13 protein-coding genes are annotated in these 18,191 nt (G+C 70.9%); 5 read left to right on the top strand and 8 right to left on the bottom strand.

Annotated elements, in window-relative coordinates; translation table 11 throughout:
• Window positions 1-31 precede the first annotated feature (31 nt).
• Genes ACIQBL_RS30830 through ACIQBL_RS30820 form a run of 3 tightly spaced genes read right to left on the bottom strand, consistent with a single transcriptional unit; the run spans window position 32 to window position 2,975 of the window.
• The gene (locus ACIQBL_RS30830; RefSeq protein WP_401947154.1) at window positions 32-781 is read right to left on the bottom strand and encodes a D-Ala-D-Ala carboxypeptidase family metallohydrolase; all 750 of its coding nucleotides are present in this window, start codon (window positions 779-781) and stop codon (window positions 32-34) included.
• A gap of 58 nt (window positions 782-839) precedes the next feature.
• Window positions 840-1,256 (bottom strand): hypothetical protein, encoded by a 417-nt coding sequence (locus ACIQBL_RS30825; RefSeq protein WP_401947151.1) that lies wholly within the window; start codon window positions 1,254-1,256, stop codon window positions 840-842.
• Between the two features lie 36 nt (window positions 1,257-1,292).
• A complete protein-coding gene (locus ACIQBL_RS30820; RefSeq protein WP_401947148.1) occupies window positions 1,293-2,975 on the bottom strand; it encodes a GH25 family lysozyme in 1,683 nt (560 codons plus the stop codon).
• A gap of 492 nt (window positions 2,976-3,467) precedes the next feature.
• Between ACIQBL_RS30820 and ACIQBL_RS30815 the strand changes: the two genes are divergently transcribed.
• Both ACIQBL_RS30815 and ACIQBL_RS30810 read left to right on the top strand, forming a co-directional pair.
• Window positions 3,468-5,210 carry a sensor histidine kinase gene (locus tag ACIQBL_RS30815; protein WP_401947145.1) on the top strand — a complete coding sequence of 581 codons (1,743 nt, stop codon included), beginning with the start codon at window positions 3,468-3,470 and terminating at the stop codon, window positions 5,208-5,210.
• A 65-nt stretch (window positions 5,211-5,275) separates the two neighbouring features.
• Complete coding sequence (locus ACIQBL_RS30810; protein ID WP_401947874.1) at window positions 5,276-5,929, top strand: response regulator transcription factor; 654 nt, start codon at window positions 5,276-5,278, stop codon at window positions 5,927-5,929.
• A gap of 9 nt (window positions 5,930-5,938) precedes the next feature.
• Here the strand turns inward: ACIQBL_RS30810 and ACIQBL_RS30805 are convergent, their stop codons facing one another.
• Window positions 5,939-6,361 (bottom strand): response regulator, encoded by a 423-nt coding sequence (locus ACIQBL_RS30805; protein ID WP_401947143.1) that lies wholly within the window; start codon window positions 6,359-6,361, stop codon window positions 5,939-5,941.
• Window positions 6,362-6,588: 227 nt separating this feature from the next.
• Here ACIQBL_RS30805 and ACIQBL_RS30800 point away from each other — a divergent pair, with 227 nt between their 5' ends.
• Together ACIQBL_RS30800 and ACIQBL_RS30795 are read left to right on the top strand one after the other, a co-directional pair.
• The gene (locus ACIQBL_RS30800; RefSeq protein ID WP_401947141.1) at window positions 6,589-7,854 is read left to right on the top strand and encodes a hypothetical protein; all 1,266 of its coding nucleotides are present in this window, start codon (window positions 6,589-6,591) and stop codon (window positions 7,852-7,854) included.
• Between the two features lie 88 nt (window positions 7,855-7,942).
• Window positions 7,943-8,923, top strand: a complete 981-nt coding sequence (locus ACIQBL_RS30795) for a threonine/serine dehydratase (protein WP_401947138.1) — start codon at window positions 7,943-7,945, stop codon at window positions 8,921-8,923.
• A 302-nt stretch (window positions 8,924-9,225) separates the two neighbouring features.
• On the opposite strand, the gene ACIQBL_RS30790 is transcribed toward ACIQBL_RS30795, so the two are convergent.
• On the bottom strand, window positions 9,226-10,089 hold the full coding sequence (locus tag ACIQBL_RS30790) for a helix-turn-helix transcriptional regulator (RefSeq protein ID WP_401947135.1): 864 nt from the start codon (window positions 10,087-10,089) through the stop codon (window positions 9,226-9,228).
• Between the two features lie 131 nt (window positions 10,090-10,220).
• Here ACIQBL_RS30790 and ACIQBL_RS30785 point away from each other — a divergent pair, with 131 nt between their 5' ends.
• Window positions 10,221-11,180, top strand: a complete 960-nt coding sequence (locus ACIQBL_RS30785) for a zinc-binding alcohol dehydrogenase family protein (RefSeq protein ID WP_401947132.1) — start codon at window positions 10,221-10,223, stop codon at window positions 11,178-11,180.
• Between the two features lie 10 nt (window positions 11,181-11,190).
• On the opposite strand, the gene ACIQBL_RS30780 is transcribed toward ACIQBL_RS30785, so the two are convergent.
• The 3 genes from ACIQBL_RS30780 to ACIQBL_RS30770 form a co-directional block, all read right to left on the bottom strand.
• A complete protein-coding gene (locus ACIQBL_RS30780; protein ID WP_401947129.1) occupies window positions 11,191-11,376 on the bottom strand; it encodes a hypothetical protein in 186 nt (61 codons plus the stop codon).
• 361 nt (window positions 11,377-11,737) lie between these two features.
• Window positions 11,738-14,950: a TIM-barrel domain-containing protein gene (locus tag ACIQBL_RS30775; RefSeq protein ID WP_401947872.1), complete on the bottom strand. Its 3,213-nt coding sequence runs from the start codon at window positions 14,948-14,950 to the stop codon at window positions 11,738-11,740.
• Window positions 14,951-15,242: 292 nt separating this feature from the next.
• Complete coding sequence (locus ACIQBL_RS30770; protein WP_401947126.1) at window positions 15,243-18,179, bottom strand: SpoIIE family protein phosphatase; 2,937 nt, start codon at window positions 18,177-18,179, stop codon at window positions 15,243-15,245.
• Between the last annotated feature and the right edge of the window lie 12 nt (window positions 18,180-18,191).

The following is an 18,191-nucleotide window of genomic DNA, read 5'->3' as shown; positions in this document are numbered from 1 at the left end:
CACCCGGAACTCCGCTCCCCCGGGAGCGGCGTCAGACCGTGCCGTCCTCCCACCACCAGTCACGGCCGAGATCGGCCCTGCTGTCGACGTGCTGGTGGTCGACCGTGTACGTCTCCAGCCCGGAGAACCCGCAGGTCTCCGCCTTCTGGTAGACGGTCTTCGTGGCCACCCCGGGCACGTCGAGGTCGGCCGCTGTGCCGTACAGGTGCATGCTGTCGCTGGCCCCGCCGATGTCGGCGTTGTGCGCGATACTGCGGAAGCCGGAGTTGACCGTGATCGGCTTGTCGCCCAGCTTCTTGCGCAATGCCTCCAGCTTGTACATGCAGCGGCGGACGTTCTCCTTCACCTGCGACGCGCTCAGCTTGCCGCCGTTGAAGGTGCCGTCCGTCTGGTTGTAGAACTCGGTCCAGTTGAAGTGGAGCGTGGAGCCGTCCGACTGCTCCAGCGCGTTGAGCTTCGCCTGCGTGTTGGGCCCGACGCTGGCGTCGGCGGTGAGACCGTACGCCGCCTGGAACCGCTTCACGGCCGCCGCCGTACCGGGGCCGAAGTCCCCGTCGACGCCGACCCGGGAGTGACTGGCGCTGTCCGCCGCCCAGCCCGCGATCCTGATCTGCAGCTCGGTCACGTCGGCGCCGGTGGCGCCCTGCTCCAGCGTGCGCGACCAGGAATAGGCCTGCGCGACCCCCGAGAACAGCAGCTGACCGAACGCGACGCCGGCGCCGGCGGCCAGGGTGCCGCGCAGCATGGTGCGGCGGTCGATGGGACGGAAGGAGGAAGTCATGGTCGTCCTTTCGGTAACTTCCGGGAACGGGAAACGGGAACGGTGGTGCGGGAAGAGGTCAGTAGGCGATCTGGAACGTGACGTTCTGCGCGTCGATGTCGTAGGCGTGCACGCGCAGGACGAAGTGGGTGCCGTCCAGGACGTCGGTGGCGACGGTTCCCCACTCGGTACCGTGGGTGGTGTACGCGTCTCCGTTGTTGCACTTGGTGGTGTGGTCGGTGAACACCACGCAGGCGTCCAGGTACACCCCCGGCTCGTCCGTGACGAGCCGCAGGTTGATGTCGTTGCAGCGCGAGGACGTGGTGTAGGTGCCGTACTCCTTGGCGGCCGACTGGTAGTGGTACGTCAGGGTCTTCGCGCCGCCGTAACAGCTGACCGCGGCGGCCGAGGACTGTGCGGACGCGGGCGCGGCGCCCGCTCCCAGCAGTGCGGCCGTGGTGAACAGAGCGGCGGCGAGCGCCTTGCTCCGGACCATGGTGGTCTCCGTTCGGTGAGGGGTGGGGTGGGGTGGTCAGAAGGCGATCTGCACGACCGCGTCGTCGCCCTCCAGGGGCACGCCGTTGGGCACCGTGAACTTGGTGTCGTCCAGGACGTCGGTGGCGATGGTCGTCCAGCTCCGGCCGACCTTGGTCCAGTGGTTGCAGACGCCGGTCTTGGCGAACTTCACGCAGGCGTTCACGTAGTCCGCGGTGCCGCCGGTGACACGCATGTTGATGTCGACGCAGCGGCCGGTGGTCCAGTAGGGGCCGAAATCGACCACGTCGCCGTAGCGCACGGTGACTGCTCCGCCGTAGCAACTCGCGGCGGTGGTACGGGCGTTGGCCGCCCGAGCGGTGAGACCGGAGGTGCGGTTGGCCAGCCGGTCCAGATCGGCCTGGGTGCCGTTGAACACGTCACCGGTCGCCGGTGCCTGGATGCCCGGGAACAGCGCGGCGTCGGTGTACTGCCACATCGCCCAGGTCGTCGAGCCGGCCGGCAGCGGTGGCTGGGTGATCGACGTGCGGTAGTCCGCGAGTTGGAGCGGATACCGGGCGAAGGCGGTGGTCGATCCCAGGCAGTCGTCCAGGAAGGACTTCTGGGTGTAGATGATCGGCGTACGCCCGAAGGCCGCCTCCACCTTGTCGAGCCAGGCCTTGGCATCGTCCACCGTGCCGTAGGTGGGACAGCGTCCGCTGCCGTCGTCCATGCGTTCCAGATCGAAGATCGGCGGCAGATCGCCCGCGCGCTGCCCGGTGTATCCGGTCGCCCGCACGGCCGCGATGAACCGGTCGGCCTGCGCGGCACCCGTGTCGGGCGCGGTGCCCGTGTAGAAGTGGTACGGCGCGACGGCCAGCCCCGCTGTCCTGGCCGCCTCCAGATCGGTGGCGAGGTAGTCGTCGGTGACGTTCAGACCTCGGGTGGCCTTGACCGTCGCGAACTCGACACCCGAGGCCTTCACCGCCTTCCAGTCGATCGGCGCGCCGCCCGGGTGCTGGTACTTGGCGGTGTCCAGGCCGTCGATCGGGTAGCCGGCCGGGCGCGGTGGCGTGCAGTACGTGTTGCGGCTGGACCAATCCACCAGTTTCGCCCAGGTGTTGGGGCCCACGACGCCGTCGGCACTGAGGTTGGCGCAGTGCTGGAGCTCGATGACCCGGGACTGGGTCCCGCCCCCGAAGTCACCGTCGATCGCCAGCGGTTGATAGCGGAACGGCTCCATTGACAGGTTCAGCCGGCACTGCAGTTCCTTGACCTCGGTGCCCTTCGCGCCCTGTTGCAGCGTCGGACGTGTGTCGGTGTGGCCGCACACGGTCGCCTGCGCCGTGGTCGACGTTCCCTGGGTCGCGCAGGTGTGGGGCTGTGCGGCCCAGGTGTTCAGCGCCGCCCAGGTCTGCGGGCCGAGTACACCGTCCACGCCCAGCCCGGCACACCGCTGGAACTCCTTCACCCGCGTCCCCGTCGCCGGCCCGAACGATCCGTCCGCCGCGATCGGCGTGTACTTGCTCGGCTTCGTCGCCAGGTTGAGCTCGCACTGCGCCTCGACCGCCGCGTCCCCCGTCGATCCCTGCTGCAGTGTGGGCTGTGCGCTCGTATGCCCGCAGACCGCGACCGCGGTCACTGCGGCGGACTCCGCCGCCCGCACCGCCGTAGGCCCGTACAGAGGCAGGACCGCTGCCACGGCGAGGGTCAGACCCCGCAGAAGCGTCCGTTGTCCCATCTGGTGTTCCCCCTCTGATGAGTACCGGGATTCCCCCGGCCACCGGCCATGTTGGCAACGGTCGTCCCGCGGTGGATCCGCTTGCTCCGGATCGGGACGCCGGGACAGTCGCGCGCCTGTGACCTGCGGGGACGCGGCACCGCTGGGATGAACGTGGGATACGGGTGGGGGAGTTGGGGTTCGACGAGGAGACCGACGGGATCGCCAGGAGTGTCGACGTGGGCCTGTCGGCGGAGAGGACCCGGTGGTGCGTCGGTGTCGCAGCTCGCCCGACTGCGGACACGGTCGCCGTAATGCGGGGATTCCGCCACGGGGGCCGTTGCGTCGGCGCTACGCTGAGTAGTCGCGTCGTTGGGGGAGGGGGCGGCTCACTTGTCCGGTGCCGCGGATGTGCCGTCCTCGGGTGCGGCGATCACCTCCGTTCCTCCTCGGGCAGGGTGGGGTTCGTTGTGCCGGGTGCGGATACGGCGGCCGCCGCCCCGGTGGGAGGCCGTGGCGCTGGCCGTGTCCGGCGCGGTGTTCGGGGCGTATGTACTGGTCGTGACCGCTCCGGGCCGGTACACCACGACGACCACGATCCTGTTCTCGGGAGCGGTCGGCGGTCTGTATCTCGGCGCCGGGCTGCTGGCGCGGCTGCGACGGCCGGGCAACCGCGTCGGGCTGATGATGCTTCTGGTGGGGATCGGCTGGTTCGCGGAGGACGTGCAGATCAGCCTGGATCCGGTCGTGCACACCGTGGGCCTGCTCGTCCGGTCGGCGTCCAGTGGCTTCCTCATCCCGCTGCTGCTGATGTTCCCGGGCGGCCGGTTGAGGTCACGGATCGACCGGGTGCTGGCCGGTGCCGGATATCTGACGGCCTTCGTGCTGATGCCGGCGACCGTGCCGTTCTCCACCTCGGTCGTGCGGAACCTGCTGCTCGTGCACCCCGTGGACTGGGTCCGCCCGGCGACCGACGTGGCGCAGTTCGTCATGAGCGGCGCTGTGGTCGCGGTCCTGCTGGTGCGCTGGACGACCGCCACACGTCCGGCCCGGCGTGTGCTCACCCCGCTGTTCGCCGTCGGCCTGGTGGGCGGTCTCGCCTCCGCGCTGGACGGCATGCTCGGGACCGGCCCCTCGTGGACGCACACGCCCCTCATCAACATCGCGCATGTCGCGGTACTCCTGCTGCCGTTGGCGTTCCTCGCCGGGGTGTGGCACGTCCGGATGGGCCGAACCGCCGTGGCCGAACTGCTCCGTCGGATGCCGCTCGCCACGAAGGAACAACTGCGGGACGCGCTCGCGAAAGCCCTCGGCGACAGCTCCGTGCAGGTGGGTTTCCCCGCCCCGGACGCGACCGGCTACCTCGACAGCCAGGGCCGTACGCTCGGTACTGCGCCCGGACAGCAGGTCAGCCCACTGGAACGCAACGGCCGGCGGGTCGGCGTCCTGCTGCACGACCCGGCACTGCGGGAGGACCGGTACGTGCTGGAGGCGGTCGTGTCCGCCGTGGCGCTGGAACTGGACAACCAGCGGCTCGCCGCCGAGGTGCGGGCGCAGTTGGCCGAGGTGCGGGCGTCCCGTGCCCGCATCGTCGAAGCGGGTGACGAGCAGCGGCGCCGGATCGAGCACGATCTGCACGACGGCGCGCAGTCGAGGTTCGTCACCGCGCTGGTGACACTGCGGCTGGCCCGGCGGCGGTTGGCGAACCAGCAGGCGGCCGATCCAGGACTGGCCGAACTGCTGGACAGGATCGCGGAGTTGATGGGTGAGGGAATGGACCAGCTGCGCGATCTCGCCCACGGAATCCATCCGGCGGTCCTCAGCGAGACGGGGCTGGTGGCGGCCCTGGAGATGATCGCCGCCCGGTCCCCCTGCCCGGTCCGGGTCAGCGCGGCAGCGGTGCCCGAGCTGCCGCGCCCCCTCGCGGCCACCGCGTACTTCGTCGCGGCGGAGGCGGTCACCAACGCCCTGAAGCACGCCCGCGCGACGACCATCGCGATCGATGTCCGGCACGAGGACGGCGTACTGCGGCTGGCGGTCGCCGACGACGGCGTAGGCGGAGCCGACCCGGACCGTGGCACCGGGCTGCTCGGGCTGCGGGACCGGGTGGCGGTGTTCGACGGCGAGATGAGCATCAGCAGCGCGCCGGGTCATGGGACGGTCGTGTCGGCCACGTTGCTGACCGGAGGCGCGGTCCGGGCGGGCGGCCCGTCCTCGGAACCCGTCCGCCCGGAGGGGGAGGACGGACGGGCATGACGGCTTCGGCAAGGACACCGGGAGGCGAGGGACCGGCCGCCTTACAGCGGACACGCCCCTTGCGTATCGTGCTCGCCGACGACGAACGGCTGTTCCGGTCCGCGCTGGCCGCACTGCTGGAGAGCAGAGGGCACCTGATCACCGCACAGGTCGGCGACGCGGACGCGCTGCGCGCCGCGGTCGCCCGTACCGAGCCCGACCTCGCGGTGATCGACATCAGGATGCCGCCCACGAAGCGGCTGGAAGGCCTACGGGCCGCGGTGGACATCCGCCAGGCGCATCCCGGTGTGGGGATCCTCCTGCTGTCCCAGAGCGTTCAGGTCACCCATCTCAATGAATTGACGGGTTCCGGAGTCAGGGGCGTGGGCTATCTCCTCAAGGAGCGGGTGGCCGACGAGCACTTCCTGGACACGGTGCGCCGTATCGCCGAAGGGGAGTGCGAGTTCGACCAGGAGGTTCTCGGACTTCTCTTCAACGGCCCTCACCAGCGCGGTGGTCTGGCCAAGCTCAGCAGCCGGGAACTGGAGGTACTGAAGCTCATGGCCCAGGGACTGACCAACCCGGCCATCGCGAGCCAACTCGTGGTCTCGGTCAAGACAGTTGAGACCCATGTCGGCAGTGTCTTCAGGCGGCTCGCACTTCCCGACGAGAGCGAGGGGGAGTACCACCGCCGCGTCCTCGCCGTCCTCACGTATCTGCAATCCGAGCGACACGGCTGATCCGGTCGTTCAGGATTCCTGACTTCGGTCGGGGGATGCTGCGCCCGCGCCCTCTTGTCCGGTGTCGGTGTCTTCTACGGCGGCGAAGCGGGCCAGTTCGGCTGCCGAGAGCCGTGCCTTCGGCAGGAAGCCGGCCGCCGGAGAGCAGGCGATCCGGCCGCCGAACTCGTCGGCCTCGCGCACCGAGCACAGCACGATCACCATGTCCGTCGCCAGCGCGTTCAGTTCGCGGGTGACGGCGAACACGTCCTCGCCCGGAAGCCCGAGATCCAGGAGCACGAGGTCGGGCCGGTTCCCCCGGGCGATCCCCGTGACGGCGGCCGACGCCGAAGCGGCCTCCGACACGGTGTAGTCACCCTCGGCTTCCAGCAAGTCGCGCACGGCGGCTCGGTAGGCGGGATCGTCGTCCACGATCAGCACGCTGCGGCCCATGGCCCCATGGTGACGGATCCCGCGCGCGAGGGCATCAGGGCCGGCACTGAGAACACCGGTCCGGAGACGGGTGGCTGCCCCGAAGACCCGGACCCGCCGCGAATCCACACTGGTCGAACAGGCCACGGGCGCGGGCGCAACCGGGTGTCGAGAGACCGGCGCGCGGCCCGCGGACCGGGATTCGTTTTCGGGGGGAACGTATGCGGGGTTCCATGGTGAGGCTGCTCGTGCCATTAGTGCTTGTGGCGCTGCTGGCCACCGGTTGCAAGAAGCCGGCGGGGAATGTGTCGGGTTCCTTCAAACCCGACTTCCTGCCGGTGACGTTCACGATCGACTCGTCGGGGCGCATCAGCGTGGCCGCGGACGCGTCGATCGTCACGCCGCTGGGCGAGGTGTCGGTGTCGGGATTCCAGCAGGAGCTGGCCAACCCCAAGCCGTACCTCGTGGCGGCCATCCGACATCTGGTCCGGGGCACGGCATCCGACCAGAGCGCGTTCGTGGACCGGACCACGGGGCCGGTCCACGTTTCGCGCGCGGAGTACGTGGAGGACTCCAACTACGGGGAAATGAGGGTGAGTTCGCTCTACTCCTTGTACCGGATCGACGCCAAGGACCGTAGCGTCCGGCCCTCGCTGGACGGACAGCCCCTCGCCCTGGCGCACAGCGGCACGATCGTGGTCGACGCCACGCACACGCAGCCCGGCAGGGTGACCCGGCTGGAGATCGCCGACGCCCCGAGGGAGCAGAAGTCGCCCGTGCCGACCAGCACGGCGTCCTCCTGCGCCGGGACGGATGCCATCGGCATCACCCTGCCCGAGGTGTCCGCGGGTGCCGATGTCACCGACACCGTCACGGAGTTGACGGCCGACTGCCTTCAGGTCCAGTACGCGGCGGAGCCGGCCGGCGGCGCGGCGGAGGGCACCGTCTCCCGGGTCGTGATCCCGACCGACGGCTCGGCCGACGCGGTGCAGTTGCCTCAGGTCGACGCGGGTGCGCCGGGGCCGGGGGACCAGGTGACGGTGAGCCGACGATCGCCGGTCACGGTGTATGTGGCGGCGACGGCGCCGACACCTTCGTCCTCGTCCCCGTCCTCGTCCCCGTCTTCGTCCTCGCCGAGCGATACCGGCGAACCGTCCGATCAGTCCTCCGACGGGTCCTCCGTGACGACTGCGCCGGGAGCCACGCCGGTGGAGGGCGCCGCGTACGCGCCCGTCCGCACCGGTCCCGGCCTGACCGCGGGGCAGAGCAGTCACATCGAGCAGGGAGGCCAGTACCAGGCCCTGTGCGTCACACACGGCGAGATGGTGCAGGCCCACGGTTATACGAGCGACTTGTGGGCCGAGTTGCTCCTCGGCGCCGGCGGGACCGGCTGGGTCACGGCGACGGCGCTCACCGGCGGCCCTGACGGTCTGTCGCTCCCGGACTGCCCGGACACCGGAAGTCCGTCCGACACTCCGCTGCCGACGTCCTCGGATGCCGTACCGACCAGTTGAAGGGTGGACCCCGCCGGCCGTGGCGAAGAGCGAACCGCTCCGGGAGATCGTGTCTCCGCCGCTGCCAGTGTCGCTACGCTGCGGTGTCGTGCAGAAGACGCGCCTCGACACTTCTCGGATCCGGGCGGCTCGGCGGGCGATCGACCCGGTCTTTCTCGACACTCCGCTGTACCGCTGCGAGGCGTTGGAGCCTGGCCTCGGGTGCACCGTGAGCATCAAGCTCGAAACGGCCAACCCGGTCCGCAGCTTCAAGGCGCGCGGCACCGAGGTGATCGCGAGCCTCCTTGCCGACCACGGCCCACAAGCGGTGGTGTGCGCCAGCGCGGGCAACCTCGGCCAGGCCCTCGCGTGGTCCGGTCGCGGCCGGGGGCTCGATGTCACCGTCGTGGCATCCCGTTTCGCGACCCGGGCCAAGCTCGATCGCATCCGCGCGTTGGGTGCCGGGCTGGAACTGGTCGACGGCGACCACGAGTTGGCCCGCGAGCGGGCGGCGGCCATCGCGCGGTACGACGGGATCCGGCTGGTCGAGGACAGCCTGGACATCCAGACGTGCGAGGGCGCGGCGACCATCGGCCTTGAACTGGTGGACACCGTGCCGTCGTTCGACACCGTCCTGATCGCTCTCGGCGGCGGTGCGCTGGCCACCGGTGTGGGTCATGTGCTCAAGGCCCTCGCCCCCGAAGTCGAGGTGATCTGCGTCCAGCCGCTGGGCGCACCGGCGATGACACACTCGTGGCGCCAACGGCGCGTCGTCACCACCGAGTTGACCGACACCATCGCGGACGGAGTCGCCGGCCGCTGTCCCATCCCGGCCGTCCTGGACGACCTCCTCCTGGTCGCCGACAACGCGGTGCTTGTGCGGGAGGCGTCGATCATCGCCGGTATGCGGATGCTCCTCGACCACGCAGGTCTCGTCGTCGAGCCGTCGGCGGCACTTGGTATCGCGGCGATCCTCGAAGACCGTGACCGTTTCGCCGGGCGACATGTCGTCACCATCGTGTGCGGCAGCAACGTCGACGTAGACGACTATCGGCGGTGGGTCGGTGCGGCTCCGCTGCGCAGGTCTTGACGGGTGCTCCGGGGTGCCGGTGGTTCACGGCACGGAGCAAGTGCCTGGTCCGGCCGAGCCGCGGTGGGCTTCTTCGGTGCCCCACTCCTCGAACCGTTGCAGCGTGTGCGCGGCATGGTCAACGAGGGCCTTTCACGCGGCTGCGGCGGATTGTGGGCGTCCCACCCGCCGGGCGGAAGCGGACCCATCCCAACGGGTGCTCCCCATGGCGAGAACGGCGCCATCCACAAGGAAGTGGACCGATGGGCCGCTCCGATCGCACTTGTCTCAGCCGCCTCTGACTCCCGTACGCCCCTGTCGGGTCAGGGGGTGCCCAGTCGGCCGGCGAGGAGTTGGAGTCGCTTGGCGTCGAGGCTGCCCTCGGCGGCGGTGCAGACCAGGAGCGCGGGGCCGGGGTTGCCCGGTATCGGGTAGGCGTCCCAGTCCAGGTTCAGTTCGCCGACCTGGGGATGGGTGAGGCGCAGCTGGCCGCGGGTCGGTTCCTCCACGTCGTGCAGGGCCCACAGGGCCGCGAACTCGTCGCTGCGGACGGCGAGTTCACCCACCAGCTCGATGGCGCGCGGGTGGCGGGGATCGGCGGCGACCTGGGTGCGCAGCATGCCGATCAGCTCGGCGACGGTGGCCGCCCGGTTCGGGCACGCGCGGTCGGCCTCGGGGTGCAGGAACAGCGCCAGCAGGTTCCGCTCCCGCTGCGGCTGCCGGGTGAACTCGCCCAACAGGGCACCGCCCAGCGGGTTCCAGGCCAGTACATCGAGGTACCGGCCGACGACCAGAGCGGGCGAGGCCATCGTGCGCAGCAGCCGCAGCGTGGTGTCCGGTACCTCCTCCGGCTCGTACGTACGCGGCGGGCGGGCCGGGGTGCGTGCGGCGGCGGCGAGGCTGTGCAGATGCCGGGTCTCCTCGGCGGAGAAGGTCAGGGCGCGCGCGAGGGCGTCCAGGACCTGTTCGGAGGGGCGTACGTCGCGGCCCTGCTCCATGCGCTGGTAGTAGTCCGAACTCACCCCCGCCAGCAGGGCCAGCTCCTCGCGCCGCAGCCCGGCGACGCGCCGCCGCGGACCGGGCTCCAGCCCGACGTCCTCCGGCCGCAGCCGAGTTCGGCGGGTGCGCAGGAACTCCGCGAGTTCGCGCCGGGGGTCGTCCGTCAGTGCGTGCGGGTCGTCGGTCACGGCAGCAGTATGCCGTGGACCCGGCCCGCGAGGGTGGGTCTGCCGGACCCAGGAAAAGGAGAACGACCGTGATCCCGCGTGCGGGGTCCAGCATTGGAGGCACCCCAGCCGGTCACGGAAGGAACAGCGACATGAAGGCCGTTCAGATCACGAGTTTCGGTACGGCGGACGCCCTGCGCGTCAACGAGGTCGACCGCCCCGCCCCCGGCGCCGGAGAGGTTCTGGTGGCGGTCGAGGCGACCAGCGTGAACGGGCACGATGTGATCGTCCGCTCGGGGGAGTTGAAGATGGTGTCGGGGCGCCGGTTCCCGATCGGGGTGGGCCTGGACTTCGCGGGCACCGTCGCCTCGACCGGTGCCGGTGTCGAGGCCTATCGGATCGGGGACCGGGTCTGGGGCATGGTGCATCCACGGAAGCGGCACAGCGTCGCCGGAGCGGCCGAGTACGTCGTGGTCTCCGCGGAGCGCGTCTCGCACGCCCCGGCGGACCTCTCGTCGGTCGAGGCGGCGGCCCTGGTGGTCGCGGGCTCCACGGCACTGCTCGCACTGCGCGACAGCGTGCGCCTCACCAGCGGCGAACGGGTCCTGGTCCGGGGCGCGGCCGGCGGAGTCGGCACGGCCGCCGTGCAGTTGGCCCACGCGATGGGCGGCCACGTGACCGCGCTGGCCCGCGACCGCCACGCCGAACTCCTCACCGACCTCGGCGCCGACGAGGTCCTCGACTACCGCACCACCGCCTCGGACGGGATCGGGCCCTTCGACGTCATAGTCGACACCGTCGGCTCCGAACTGCACTGCTACCGAGGCCGGTTGGCCAAGGGCGGCCGGATGGTCACGGTCGGACTGTCCCCGTCGGCCCTGGCCGCGATCGCCGCGTCGAGCGTGCACGGCTCCCGCCGCATCCGTACCTTCAGCGCCAACCCCGAGACGCCCGTGCTGCGCGATGTGGCCGACCTCGTCACCTCGGGCTCGCTGCGCCCGGTGATCGACAGCGTGTACCCGCTCGCGGACATCGCCGCCGCGCACCAGGCCTTCGAGCGCGGGGGCGTCGCAGGCAAGCACGTGGTGACGGTGCCGCGCAGCTCCGTCTGACGGGTTCCGGTCAGCGGGAGTCGGTGCGCAGGTCGATGCCGCGGACCTGGGCGTCGGCGGTGACGATCCGGGTCGCCAGCTGTGACAGCCGCTTCCGGTCGGCTTCGGGCAGCGGTGCGACGGCTCTCTCGATCAGCTCCGCGAACTGCGCGCCGACCTGCTCGGCGAGCTGACGGCCGGCGTCGGTGATCGACACCTGGAACGAGCGGCGATCGACGGCACTGACGGTGCGGGTGACCGGGCCGCGGCGCTGCGCGCGGTCGACGAGGCCGGTGATCGAGGACCCGGCAGGTCCGCACCGCCGCCGAGCAGCGACTCGCCACCGCCCAGCGCGAACTCCACCAGCTCTCGCGCCAGGTCCAGCGCGACCTGCGCAGCGTCCGCCGACACGGCGAGACCACCGCCCTCGTCACCCGCGCGAACCTCGCCGAGATCGCGGTCCAGGGCATCACCAGGCTGGCGGCCACACTCCGCACCGACCGCACCGAGCAGTGGGCGACCGCGTCTCGGGACGGACCGGCTCCGCGCGGGCTGGGACCACGGAGCTACCTCGGTGATCAGTTCATCATCGACACAGTGATCGGTGTGTGCACGCTCCGCCAGGGCAGCGTGACGGTCAGAGTCCGGGTCGTGCTGTCGAAGTGGTAGGCGTGGGGGGACAGTTGGGCCCCTCCCACCCGGACCGTGCTCGGGGCGGTGACGCCGAGGAGGGAGACCGTCCACTGCCGGGTTTTGACCTGGCCGTGGAAGGACCCGGTCGCGGCCTTGATCGTCAGCGTGTGCCGGGAGCCGTTCTCACGGTACCGGATCTTCGTGACGGCGCTGTGGCCGCGCCCGGTGGTGGTCCCGTCGTCCTCGTAGAGGGAGGAGGAGCCGGAGGCGCCCGCGGCGACGGTGAGCGTGACCTTGGTCAGCGGGGCCTTGTCGTCGCTGGTGACGTCGTTCGTGCGGGTCGGGACGACGGAGCCCGCCTTGACGAACACCGGCATGGTGTCGAGGCCGTTGGTGATGTTCTGCCTGGTGCCGCCCGCGTAGGTCCGGCCGGTGAAGTAGTCGGTCCACTGGCTGCCGGGCGGGAACCACACCGAGGTCGTCGCCGTGGTGCCGGGCGTGGTGACGGGAGCGACGAGCATGTCGGGCCCGTAGAAGTACTCGCTGCCCGAAGTGGCGTACGCCTGCGGCTCGTTGGGGTATTCGAGGTATGTCGGGCGGGTGATCGGGACGCCGGTCGTGGCGGCCTGCTGGGCGAGCGTGTAGGTGTAAGGCACCAGGTTCTCGCGGAGGTTGAGGAACTTGTCGGCGGACGCGCGGGCCGCGGTGCCGTACTGCCAGGGGAGCCGGTCGCTGTGGTTGCTGTGCAGGCGGTCGACGGGCTGGAAGGTGCCGAGCTGGACCCAGCGGGCGTACATGTCGTCGGGGAGTTTGTGCGTGGTGTGGGTCGTGCCGCCGGAGGTGTAGGTCTCCGAACCGGTCAGGTTCGTCGTGTCGTTGTGGCCGCCGATGTCATGGCTGATCGCCGACAGGCCGGTGGCGGCGGCCTCGCCGGGCGTGTAGCCGACCTCCCCCTTCAGGGTGCCCCAGGTGGAGGAGGTGTCGCCGGTGAAGTGGACGGTGGTGCGCTTGTCGGCCCACGGCCCGGTGGGCAGCCCCTGCTGGCCGCTGTAACCGCCCGCCTGGAGCGAGCCGTAGGCGCGGGAGACGACGAAGCCGCGGCCGACGGTCTTGTCGGCGTCCGTCGCGTACTGCTGGTTGATCCACGCGTCCGGAGTGACACCGGGCAGCGAGGACTGGGAGGTGTCGCAGCACCAGTCCGGCCACCAGAAGTCGTTGCCCTGCTGGTCCATGGTCTGGTGCAGGTCCATGTACGCCTTGAGCTGGTCGGGGTCCCCCCAGTCGAAGGTGTAGCAGTCCCCGGGGCCCGTGTTCGCGGAGGAGGCACAACCCCCCTTGCGCAGCTTGCCCTTGGCGGTGGCCTGGGCCTGCGCGAACTGCGGGTCGCCGCTGAGGATGCTCGGGTGGACGTTGAGCGTGTTGTGCAGGCCCTGGGAGGCGGACCAGTCGAAGAACCCCATCGGATCGGGGAACTTGGAGGTGTCCATCTCCCAACCGCTCCACGTGTTGGGCGACTTGAAGTCGGTGTCGGTCACCAGGACGTCCAGCGGCACGCTCTCGGCGCGGAAGGCGGGCAGGATCCTGTTCTCGTAGTCGGCGGCGGTGCGGTCGATGTACTCCGAGTACCAGACGCCGTAGGCCCATGAGGGAAGCAGTTCGGACGGGCCGGTCAGGGTGGCCAGGTCGGACAGGGCCTGTTTGTAGTCGTGGCCGTAGCCGAAGACATAGCCGTCCTGGTACGGCGCCCCGCCGTGGGACGGGCGCTGGGTGATCCGGCGGGTGCCGGTGTCGTAGAGGGCCGAGGCCGTGTCGTCGAGCAGGTACCAGCCGTCCTTGTACAGCAGGCCGGACGTGATGGCCGGTGCGCCGTTGTCGCCGTTGTAGCCGTCGAGGCTGCGCCGGTAGCCGCCGAGCGCCAGGTGCGGCTGCGGGGTCGCCGCGCCGGTCGCGGTGACGGCGACCGTGTCGAGGTTGACGTGGCAACTCGCGGCGTCCGGGCAGTTGATGGCGATGTCGTTCGCGCCGGCCTTGAGGGTGACGGGGACCGAGGCGGTCTTCCACGTGTCCCAGTCGCCGGTGACGGGCAGCGACAGGGTCTGCGTGGTGCCGCCCGAGGACACCGCGGCGGTACGGGTCTGGTAACGGCCGTCGCTGCCGGTCGCGTTGGCGTAGCGCACCTGCAACGCGTAGGTGCCGTCGGCCGGTACGCCGACCACGTGGGTCAACGCGCCCGCTCCCTGGTTCAGTTCGGCGAGGAAACCGCTGCCGGAGTAGCCGACGTGGTCGGTGGCCGTGATCGCCGTGCCCGAGACGCGGCCGGCCTCGGCCTCGCAGTTCACACCGAACCCGCAGCCCGTGATCGCGGTCGTGGACGTCGCCGGAAAACCGTCGCCCTGATGCACCAGGGCGACACTGTCGATGTTGACGTCACCGGAGTCGGCGGTGGTCCTCGTCAGCGTGACGGTGTGGTGGCCGGCAGCGAGTTGCACCGCGCTGCCCGCCAGGCCCCAGGTGTCCCAGTTCGCGGTGGTCGGCAGGCTCACCGTCCGGTTCGCGCCGCCGTCGACCGACAACGTGAGGGTGCGTGCGGTGTTCTGGCCGTCGCCGCCCAGGGAGTTGGCGTAGCGGGCGTCGAACTGGTAGGTCCCCGTGGCGGCGACATCGACGTCTGCCGACAGGGAGTTGCCCGTCCCCTCGAAGCCCGCGAGGAAACCGGAGCCGGTGTAACCGGTGTGGTCCGAGGCGATACCGAGCCCGCTGTGCGGCAGTTGCTCGGCCTCGCACAGGGCACCCAGGCCACAGGTGAGCCGCTGCCACGGTGCGGCGCTGACCGGCGACCCGCCGGCCGACAGCCGCACGGAGAGGTTCTGCGCGTCGAAGGGCCCGGAACCCACCTGGTATCGCAGGGTGACCGCGCTCGTGGTGATGGTCAGCCAGCCGTCGGACGTGCTGGAGGTGTACGAGGGCGGCGCGAACGCGGAGCGGCCGATCGCGTTGAACGTCGCGCTGTCGGTGAACTTCCCGTCCTGCGCGTACTCCGTGCGAATGAGGGTGGGGGAGAGGACCTGGAAACGCGCGTTGCCCGAAGTCACCGACGCGGGGCGGTGAGTTGCCGCCGGTACGTCCGCCGACGCCACTCCGGCGGCGGGCACGATCATGGCCGCCAAGCTGCTGATGAGGGCGACGACCGTGACATGTCGTCGCGGGAAGCGCGTGGTGTGAAACACCGATCTTCTTCTTCTCACGGACAGCTCCGTCCTGAAACGGGCCTGCGGGGGCCCGTGGTGAAGGTGTGCCGGTTCCCGTTCGCGCCCGGTGGAATCTGCTGCCTGCCGACATCGTTGTCAAGTCCCCGCGTGCGAGGGCCTGTTGAGGATCCGCTCGGCCGGACGGCTCGGAGCGCGACATACGGCTTCACCTACGGCGGGTTTCTGGGACCTTTTCCCGCTGTCAGTCCTCGTCCCCGAAGGGGAGCGAGTCGAGGTCCCCGGTGAAGTCCTCCATGCTCGGGAACATCAACTCCACGGCGTCGGACGGCAGTTCCTGCCTGGCCCCTGGCGCGAGGAGGGCCTGTTCCGTCCAGATGCACTTGCCTGTCGGCGTGTAGCGCGTACCCCAGTGCTGGGAGAGGGCGGCGACCAGTTGCAGACCGCGACCGCCCTCGTCCGTCTCCGTGGCGCGGCGGATACGGGGCATCGTCAGGCTGCCGTCGAAGACCTCGCAGATCAACTCGGCGCCGTGCAGCAGGCGCAGACTGACCGGGCCCTTGGCATGGCGTACGACGTTGCCGACCAGCTCGCTGGCCAGGAGTTCCGTGGTCGGGGTCAGGTCCTCCAGGCCCCAGGTGCGCAGCTGCTCCCGGACATGGCGGCGGGCCTGGCCGGCCGCTCGTGGATCCTCGGGCAGCGGCCAGGAGGCCACCCTGTCGCTGGTCAGGGCGTGGAGACGGGCGACGAGGAGAGCGGCGTCGTCGGCCGTCGGGTGTTCTGCCGGGAGCAGGCCCGCCGTGAGGGTGTCGCAGAGCCGCTCCAGGTCCGCCGCTTCGCCGCTCTCGGTCCGGTGCGCCGAACTCAGCAGACGCGCGAGATCCGCCATGCCCTCGTCCATCTCGCGCTTGGACGACTCCACCAGGCCGTCGGTGTACAGCACCAGAAGACTTCCCTCCGGCACCTTCAACTCGACTGTCCCGAACGGCGGTTCGGCCGCGCCGAGGGGCGGGTCGGCCGACAGTTCCGGGAAGTGCACCGTGCCGTCCGGGTGGACCACGGCCGGCGGCGGATGGCCGGCACCGGCGATGGAACAGATCTGGGTCGTCGAGTCGTAGAGCGCGTACAGACACGTCACGTACGACTCCTCGCCCATACCGGCGACGAGGTCGTTCAGGTGGCTCATGATCTCGTCGGGCGGCAGCTCCAGGTCGGCGAGGGTGTGCAGCGCGGTGCGCAGCCGGCCCATCGTCGCCGCCTCCGGCAGGCCGTGGCCCATGACGTCGCCCACCACCAGGGCGACCTGGCCGCCCGAGAGCGGGATGATGTCGTACCAGTCGCCGCCGACGTCCATGCCCTGGCCCGCGGGAAGGTAGCGGGCCGCCGCGCTGCACGCCGGCAGGTCGGGGAGGGCGCGGGGGAGCAGGCTGCGCTGGAGTTCGCGGGAACGGGTGTGCTCGGCGTCGTAGAGCCGGGCCCGCTCCAGGGCCTGGGCGACGAGGGCGCTGATCGTGGTCAGCAGCGTGCGTTCCTCGTCGGTGAGCCGGCGGGAGCGGTCGAAGGCGACCACGCAGACGCCGAAGGTCTTGCCGGACGCCGTCAGCGGGAGGAACGCCCACGCCTGTTTCCCGGCCCGGGCCGGTCTGCCGGCCAGCTCGGGGTAGTGGGCCTCGTACTCGTCGACCGAGGAGAGGAACAGCGGCAGACCGGACGCGATCACTTCCCAGGTCGGCTCACCGGGCACCCGGGGGCGGCCGTCGACGCCGGCCAGGAAGTCGTCCGGGTAGCCGTCCGCACCCACGGTGTGCAGCCGGTCGCCCTCGACGGCCTGCACCAGGAGCCCGGCCGCGGCGAACGGTGGCAGCACCCGGCGGGCGACCGCGGCCACCACGTCCTTCGAGGTCGTCGCCTTGGCGAGGGCGGCCGTCAACTCGCTCATCCGGACCGCGCGCCGGGCCGCCGCCAGCTCGGACGCCCGGCGCTCCTCCTCGTGCTGCCGTTTCTCCGTCACGTCGGTGAGGTAGAGGGTGACTCCGTCGGGCCCCGGGACGAGCCGCAGGTGGTAGCGGCGGCCCGCGTCCCCCAGCCGGGCGTCGAAGCCGACGGGCTTCTCCTCGGCGGCGGCCTTCCGGCAGCGGTCCTCCAGGCCGGGGACCTCCCGCGCCGTGGGCAGCTCCCACAGCAGGCGTCCGAACAGCTCCTCCTCGGAGAGGCCCAGCGTGCGCTCCGCCTCCAGGTTGGCGAAGGTGATCCGCCACTCGTCGTCCACCGCGAGGAATCCGTCGCTCATATGGCGCAGGGCGCGGCTGAGCGCGTCCCGGGCGGTCCGGGACTCGTTGCTCTCCCAGCCCACGCCGATCATCCGGTGGGGCTCGCCGTGCTCGTCGTAGGTCGCCCGGCCGCGGGCCTGCGTCCAGCCGTACGTGCCGTCCAGGCGCCGTACCCGGTACTCCGCCTCGAACACGCCGTGCTCGCGGATCGCCCGGTCCACCGCGTCCAGTGTCGGCGCCAGATCGTCGGGGTGGACGCACGCCATCCAGTTCTCGACCCTGGCGGTGTAGTCCTCGGGTCTGGTGCCGTAGAGCTCCAGGGCCGCCTCGTCCCAGATCAGCTCGCCGCCCTGGATGTCCCAGTCCCAGGAGCCGACGCTGACCTCCTTCAGGGCCTGCCGAAGCCGGTCACGGTCACCGCTCAGCTCTGCCTGGGAGGGCCCGGAGGGCGGCGGCGCCTGCCGCATGCGCTCCTCGGTCCAGGCGACCAGGTCCTTGAGGAAGTCCCACTGCTGCGGGGTGGGCTCGCCCTGGTCGCCCATGAGGACCGTGAGCGCGCCGATGCTGCGGTCCCCACCGGACACCGGTACGGAGGCCAGACCGCTGCCGGGCCACGCGAGCTCCTGGCCCGCGGACGTGGACCGGACCGGCACCCACACACCACTGCCCTGGTGCAGGGCCCTGGCCGGGGCCGTGGGGCCCTCCTGGTCGATGATCTCCCACGGGCGGGTGAGGGCGGGCGGCAGACCGGTCGACGACACCAGCCGCAGCGCGGACATCGGGCCGCGCAGGTGAATCGCTCCACCGAGCGCGCTCAGCTCCGCCACCGCGTGCTGGAGTGCCAGCCGGAAGACCTCGCTCTCGGTGACGCCGGGGTCCACAGTGCCGAGCAGAGCCAGACGTGCGTTCATACCGTAAATTTT

Source organism: Streptomyces sp. NPDC088350, from assembly GCF_044753545.1.
Taxonomy (GTDB): Bacteria; Actinomycetota; Actinomycetes; order Streptomycetales; family Streptomycetaceae; genus Streptomyces.
The sequence above is the reverse complement of the archived record's forward strand: the minus strand, read 5'-3'. Positions and strand labels throughout refer to the sequence as shown.

Coding starts and splice junctions, on each gene's coding strand:
- ACIQBL_RS30770 (WP_401947126.1), bottom strand. CDS start 18,179: ATGAACGCACGTCTGGCTCTGCTCGGCACTGTGGACCCCGGCGTCACC.
- ACIQBL_RS30820 (WP_401947148.1), bottom strand. CDS start 2,975: ATGGGACAACGGACGCTTCTGCGGGGTCTGACCCTCGCCGTGGCAGCG.
- ACIQBL_RS30825 (WP_401947151.1), bottom strand. CDS start 1,256: ATGGTCCGGAGCAAGGCGCTCGCCGCCGCTCTGTTCACCACGGCCGCA.
- ACIQBL_RS30830 (WP_401947154.1), bottom strand. CDS start 781: ATGACTTCCTCCTTCCGTCCCATCGACCGCCGCACCATGCTGCGCGGC.
- ACIQBL_RS30785 (WP_401947132.1), top strand. CDS start 10,221: ATGAAGGCCGTTCAGATCACGAGTTTCGGTACGGCGGACGCCCTGCGC.
- ACIQBL_RS30805 (WP_401947143.1), bottom strand. CDS start 6,361: ATGGGCCGCAGCGTGCTGATCGTGGACGACGATCCCGCCTACCGAGCC.
- ACIQBL_RS30775 (WP_401947872.1), bottom strand. CDS start 14,950: ATGATCGTGCCCGCCGCCGGAGTGGCGTCGGCGGACGTACCGGCGGCA.